This window comes from Cellulomonas sp. A375-1, assembly GCF_001040865.1.
Lineage (GTDB): Bacteria > Actinomycetota > Actinomycetes > Actinomycetales > Cellulomonadaceae > Cellulomonas > Cellulomonas gelida.
Genome location: NZ_LFKW01000094.1, coordinates 1631 through 7203, shown reverse-complemented (window position 1 = coordinate 7203; position 5573 = coordinate 1631). Strand labels below are relative to the sequence as shown.

Annotated in this window: 7 protein-coding genes; 1 reads left to right on the top strand and 6 read right to left on the bottom strand. The window is 73.7% G+C overall.

The window, feature by feature from the left end:
- The 5 genes from CWIS_RS18870 to CWIS_RS09980 all read right to left on the bottom strand — a co-directional run.
- On the bottom strand, positions 1 to 222 hold a 222-nt coding region (locus tag CWIS_RS18870), incomplete at its 3' end, for a hypothetical protein (RefSeq protein ID WP_048343140.1).
- A 52-nt stretch (positions 223 to 274) separates the two neighbouring features.
- Positions 275 to 1183, bottom strand: a complete 909-nt coding sequence (locus tag CWIS_RS09995; RefSeq protein WP_048343139.1) for a diacylglycerol kinase family protein — start codon at positions 1181 to 1183, stop codon at positions 275 to 277.
- The gene (locus tag CWIS_RS09990; RefSeq protein ID WP_048343149.1) at positions 1180 to 1914 is read right to left on the bottom strand and encodes a phosphatase PAP2 family protein; all 735 of its coding nucleotides are present in this window, start codon (positions 1912 to 1914) and stop codon (positions 1180 to 1182) included. Before CWIS_RS09990 ends, CWIS_RS09995 begins: the two co-directional genes overlap by 4 nt.
- A complete protein-coding gene (locus tag CWIS_RS09985; protein ID WP_156186619.1) occupies positions 1911 to 2672 on the bottom strand; it encodes a phosphatase PAP2 family protein in 762 nt (253 codons plus the stop codon). The genes CWIS_RS09990 and CWIS_RS09985 overlap by 4 nt, the downstream gene beginning before the upstream one ends.
- Before the next feature lie 130 nt (positions 2673 to 2802).
- Positions 2803 to 4287 carry an MFS transporter gene (locus CWIS_RS09980; protein ID WP_048343138.1) on the bottom strand — a complete coding sequence of 495 codons (1485 nt, stop codon included), beginning with the start codon at positions 4285 to 4287 and terminating at the stop codon, positions 2803 to 2805.
- Between the two features lie 131 nt (positions 4288 to 4418).
- Here CWIS_RS09980 and CWIS_RS09975 point away from each other — a divergent pair, with 131 nt between their 5' ends.
- Positions 4419 to 5012 carry a TetR/AcrR family transcriptional regulator gene (locus CWIS_RS09975; RefSeq protein ID WP_197080815.1) on the top strand — a complete coding sequence of 198 codons (594 nt, stop codon included), beginning with the start codon at positions 4419 to 4421 and terminating at the stop codon, positions 5010 to 5012.
- A gap of 10 nt (positions 5013 to 5022) precedes the next feature.
- On the opposite strand, the gene CWIS_RS17650 is transcribed toward CWIS_RS09975, so the two are convergent.
- On the bottom strand, positions 5023 to 5573 hold a 551-nt coding region (locus CWIS_RS17650), incomplete at its 5' end, for a GGDEF domain-containing protein (protein ID WP_231583766.1).

Below are 5573 nucleotides of genomic sequence, written 5' to 3'. Positions count from 1 at the left end.
CGTCTCGCCGTGGCGGGTGAACAAGAGCGTGAACATCGAGGTGTCCGGTCGCACGTGGGCCTGCCACGTCGGCCGCAGCTGCTCAAGGAGGAAGACGTTGAACGTGGCGGCATCGGTGGCCAGGTCCCGGTATCGGTTCAGCACGGCATCCCACGGTGCTCGCGTGGCGGCGTCCGAAGCCATGGCCTCAACGTAGTCCGCGCGGTCGGCGAGGCGAGCCATGAAGGGTCCGCGCGGGCGGGCCGGCTCTTACCTTCTGCCGCCTTCGGTCGCGTCAGGCGTTCGTGGCGAGGACTCGGACCGGGAGGGCGGCAGGGCGGACGTGGCTCTCAAGCTTGCGGTGCTCGCCGACGGCGTCGCCGTCGAGCTGGACGGCGGTGGGGTGCTGCGTGGACACCCGGAAGCCGGTCGACTGGTAGCGCTCGAGGTGCTCGTGCGCGCGGCCCGCGGTGAGGACGGTGCGGATCGTGCGGATCCAGCCGGGCAGGCCGCTAGGGGCGATGACGGCGGCGTCGAGCAGCCCGTCGTCGAGCTGGGCGTCGGGCATGAGCTCCATGCCGCCGGTGAGCGTCCCGCTGTTGCCGATGACCACCGCGCGCACGGTGCGTGAGGTGGCGTGGCCGTCGCGGGGCTGCACGCGTGCGGTGAAGCCGCCGCGCGCTGCGGCCTTGACGCCGGACACCAGGTAAGCGGGCCAGCCGAGGACGCCCTTGAGTCGTTCGTCGGCGTGAGCCATGGTCTCGGCGTCGAGTCCCATGCCCGCCATGACGAGGAAGACGTGCTCGTCGTCCGAGCCGTCGAGCGTCAAGGTACCGACGTCGATCCGCGACGTGCGACCGTCGAGCACGACGGCGAGTGCGTCCTCGAGGCTGTCGACGGGCAGGCCGAGCGCGCGGGCGAGCAGGTTGCCGGTGCCGGCGGGCAGCAGGCCGAGCGGGACGTCGCCCCCGGCCAGCACCTCGGCGACGGCGCGGACGGTGCCGTCCCCGCCGAGCGCGCACACGAGGTCGGCGCCCTGGTCGAGCGCCTCGCGCGTCTGCCCGCTCCCCGGGTCCTCGACGGTCGTCTCGATCCACAGGGGCCGCTCGAGCCCGCGCGCCGCGCAGGCGTCGTCGATCACGGCCCGGATCTTCTCGGCGTCGTCGAGCTTGGAGGGGTTGGCGACCACGGCGAGGTGGGTCATCGGGCACGCTCCGCGCTCTGGACGGTGGTGGGTTCGTCGGCGGGACGCGGCGTGCGCCGCAGGTAGTTCCAGGCGAGGACCGTGCAGACGAGCCCGTTGAGCACGCCGACGACGATGTCGCTCACGTGGTGCATCCCGCGGTACAGGCGCGAGTACACGACGAGCATGGGGAGCACGAGCAGGATCACGGTGACGGTGACCCGCAGCCAGGTGCGTTCGATGCGCTGCGCCATGAGTGCGAACGTCACGTAGAGCGCGGTGGAGGCGCCCGAGTGGCCGCTGGGGAAGCTCGACGTGGGCGGCGCCTCGTCGAGGGCCTCGACGTCGGGGCGTTCCCGCCCGACGACCAGGGCGGCGAGCATGAACACCGACGCCTGCGTGGCGACGGCGATCGCGGGCACCACGGCGTACCACCACTGCCGGGTGCGCCACCAGACCGCTGCGACGACGACGAGGCAGACCCCGACGATGATCGGGGTGTTGCCGATCGTGCTCCACCAGGACGTCAGCTGGTCGAGCAGCGCCGTGCGCTGCTCCACGAACCACTCGTTGACCGCGAGCTCACGCTCCCCGAGCGTGGCCAGCGGACCCATGAGCAGCAGCCCGATCCCGACGACCACCGCCCACAGCCCGGCGGCGGGCACGGCCACCCTGAGCCCGAGGTCGCGTCCGAACTCGCCGCCCGACGGTGCGGACGGGTCGTTCGCGTAGCGGTCCAGATCGAGCCTCACCGTGCCTCCTGAGTCGTTCGGACCGACGGCCCCGGCGGCACCGGGTCCTGCGGCGACCATCCCCGGTACCCGAGGTAGGACGCCAGGACGAGCCCCACTCCCAGGACGGTGCCCGCGAGCACGTCCGTGGGGAAGTGGGCGCCGAGCAGCACCCGGTCGAGCGCCGTGAGCACCATGAGCAGAGCGGCCCCGGCAACCGCGGCCGTCTTCGCCCCGCGGCTGTGCAGCAGCGGCCAGACGAGCACGACGAGCGTCGTGGACCAGGCGGCGGTGGTCGAGGCGTGACCCGACGGGAACGAGTAGCCCGACGCGTGCGTGAGCGGCTCGTCCAGCACCGGCCGGGCCAGCCGGGTGAGCTCCTTCGCGAGGTTCGCGAACCCCCATGCCGCGAGCGCCGTCGCCAGCGCCCACCAGGTCCGGGTCTTCATCCCGGTCCGCCACCACACGAGCAGGCACGCGCCGACGACCAGCACGATCACGCGCCGGCCCTCGAACACCCACTGCCAGGCGAGCAGCGCGTCGACGAGCGTCGGGTGTTCCGACGCGAACGACACGGCGGCCCGGACGGTCCGCTCGTCGAACCGCACCAGCGGCTCCCAGGAGTCGCGCACCAGGAGACCCAGCGCGAGCACCGAGGCCGCCGTCGCGGCCGCGGCCGCTGCGGCGCGCAGCAGCCTGCGGGTGCGACCCGGAGCGACCGCTGACGCGCTCGCGGACAGCGGCTCCGGGCGCCCACGGCGCAAGGGGGTGCGGCTCACGTGCGAAAGGGTGTCACGGGAGTCTCGACCCGGCGCGTCGAGCGCGATCCACGGGCCAGGCGCCGCGAGGCCACCCGGGGCTCGATGCGTGCAGCGAGCCGCCGGGTGGCCTCGTCGGGGGATGTGACCGTCAGGCCACGGGCGCGGGCTCGGCCGCCAGGGCGACCTCGGGCTCGAGCTCGAGCACCGTGGGAGCGGGGCGCGCGGGACGGACCAGCACGCCGAGCAGGACGACTGTCGCGGCCGTCAGGCCCGCGCCGACGAGGAACGCCTGCTGCGCCCCGACGACGAACGCGTGCTGCGCGATCTCCGCGGCGGTGGACCCGACCGGTCCGGCTGCCCGCGCCGCGGACTCCGCCACGGTCACGAGCACGGCCAGCCCGAGCGCGCCGCCGATCTGCTGCGCGGCGTTGAGGAGCCCGGAGGCCGCGCCGGCGTCGCGCGGGTCGACGCCCTGGAGCCCGGCGGCGGTCAGCGGGACGAACGCGAGCCCGTTGCCGATCCCGAACAGCACGAGTGAGACCAGGATCTGCGGGTAGCTGGAGTCGGCGGTGAGCCGCGACAGGAGCACCAGGGCGACGGTGGTGACGGTGAGCCCGCCGACCATCAGCCCCCGGGTCCCGAGCCGCTCCATGAGACGCGCGCTGACCTGCGAGAACACCAGCAGCATGACGGTGATGGGCAGGAACGCGACGCCTGTGGCGAGCGGCGAGTAGCCCAGGACGTCCTGCAGGAACTGGGTGAGGAAGAAGAACAGCCCGGTCATCGCGGCCATGAGCAGGAGCCGCCCGACGAGCGCCGCGGCGCGGGTGCGGTCGGCGACGAGCCGCAGCGGCGTGATCGGTGACGGCGCGCGCAGCTCGGTGAGCACGAACGCGACCAGCAGGAGCGCGCCGACCGTGAACGCGGCGACGGTCCGCGGCGCGGACCACCCGTACTCCGCGGCCTCGACGAACCCGTAGACCAGCGCCGTCATGCCGATGGTCGAGGTGAACGCGCCCGTGAGGTCGAACCGGCCGGGGTGGCGGCGCGTCTCGGTGAGGACGGCGCGCGCGAGCAGCACCAGGCCGATGCCGATCGGCACGTTGACGAACATGACCCACCGCCAGGAGACCCACTGCGTGAGCATCCCGCCGGCGATCAGGCCCAGTGCGGACCCGCCGATGGAGACGGCGGAGAAGTACCCGAGCGCGCGGGCCCGCTCGCGACCCTCGGGGAAGCGACCCATGAGCAGGGCGAGCGCGGACGGTGCCGCGAAGGCCGCGCCGATGCCCTGTGCCGCCCGGGCGGCGAGCAGCGTGACGTCCGAGCCGGCGAACCCGCCGACGAGCGACGCGACCGTGAACAGCGAGATGCCGGCGACCAGGACGCGGCGCCGGCCGAGCAGGTCGCCCGTGCGGGCGCCGAGCAGGAGCAGCCCGCCGAAGGCGAGCGTGTACGCGTTGAGCACCCAGGACAGGCCGGTGGGTGTGAAACCGAGTGCGCGCTGCATGTCCGGCAGTGCGACGTTCACGATCGTCATGTCGAGCACCAGCATGAGCTGGGTGGTGAGGATGGCGGCCAGGACCAGCACGGGCGAGGCCGTGCGAGCAGTGGGGGACGCGGGCGCGATCATGCGGACCTCCGCGGTCTATGATGTCGATGAAGCGGAGGGAGCCTCCGCTGTGATGGGACTATACGGAGGGTGCCTCCGTTTACGCAAGAGCATGCGATGATCTGCTGCATGCCGACGACGAGGAGCGTGTGGTGAGCAAGGACGCGACCGCTGCGCGGCCGTTGCGCGCCGACGCCGCCCGCAACCGCCAGAAGATCCTCGACGCCGCCACCGCCGCCTTCGACGCCCAGGGCACCGAGGCCTCCCTGGAGGACATCGCGCGCACGGCCGGCGTCGGCGTCGGCACGCTGTACCGCCACTTCCCGACGCGGCTCGACCTGATCGCCAGCGTCTACCGCTCGAGCCTCGACGCGTTCGTCGCGCGGGCCGACGAGCTGCTCACCCGGCTCCCGGCGGGCGAGGCCCTCGACACCTGGGTCCTCGGCTTCGTCGGCTACGTCATCCGCAAGCGCGGCATGGCCTCGGCGCTCAAGGCCGGGCTGGGCCCGCAGGCCGCGGAGGTCATGAACGAGGGCCGCACCCGGCTCGAGGGCGCCGCCACACGGCTCGTCGCCGCAGCGCAGGCCGAGGGCTCGATCCGCACGGACCTCGAGCCCGCCGACCTCATGCGCGCGGTGAGCGGCGTGTGCCTCGCGGGCGTCGAGTCGATGGACCGCGAGCGCACCGAGCGCGTCCTGCGTCTGGTGCTGGACGGCCTGCGCTGGAGCGCGCCCGCTCCCGCCTGAGCGCGCGGGCTCATGCGGGCACGCGCTCGCGGCGCTTGAGCGCATGCATGCGGGCGAGCGCCTGCGTGACCAGCGCGTCGGCGTGCGCGGCGCCGAGGTCGCTGGCCACGACGAGCCGCACGGGACGGTCGTCGCCCCGCTGCGGCGCGAGCGCGTGGTCGACCTCGCGGCGCAGCTGCGCGACGTGCTGCTCGAACTGGTCGGGCGTGGCCCCGGCGACCATGACGACCGCCATGAGCTCGTCCGAGCCCGTGCGCCCGACGAGGGCGCCCGAGGGCAGCGCGGCCTTGAGGCGACCGGCGAGCCGGACGAGGAAGTCGTCGGCGGCGACCGGTCCGTGGGTGGCGTTCAGCGCGCCGAAGTCGTCGACGTCCGCGACGAGCAGGACGAGCCGCCGCGACGAGCCCGCGAGCATCGTCGACCAGGACCGCAGCGTGTGCAGCACGAGCTCGCGCCCGGGCAGCCGCGTCAGCGGGTCGTGCAGCGAGCGCGTGGTGAGGGACGCGACGAGCGAGAGGACCAGGTCGCCGGTCGCCACCGACGCCCAGGTGGACCCGCGCA

What these genes read in the sequence shown, in the direction of transcription:
- CWIS_RS09980 (WP_048343138.1), bottom strand. Translation starts at nt 4,287, where the DNA reads ATGATCGCGCCCGCGTCCCCCACTGCTCGCACGGCCTCGCCCGTGCTG.
- CWIS_RS09995 (WP_048343139.1), bottom strand. Translation starts at nt 1,183, where the DNA reads ATGACCCACCTCGCCGTGGTCGCCAACCCCTCCAAGCTCGACGACGCC.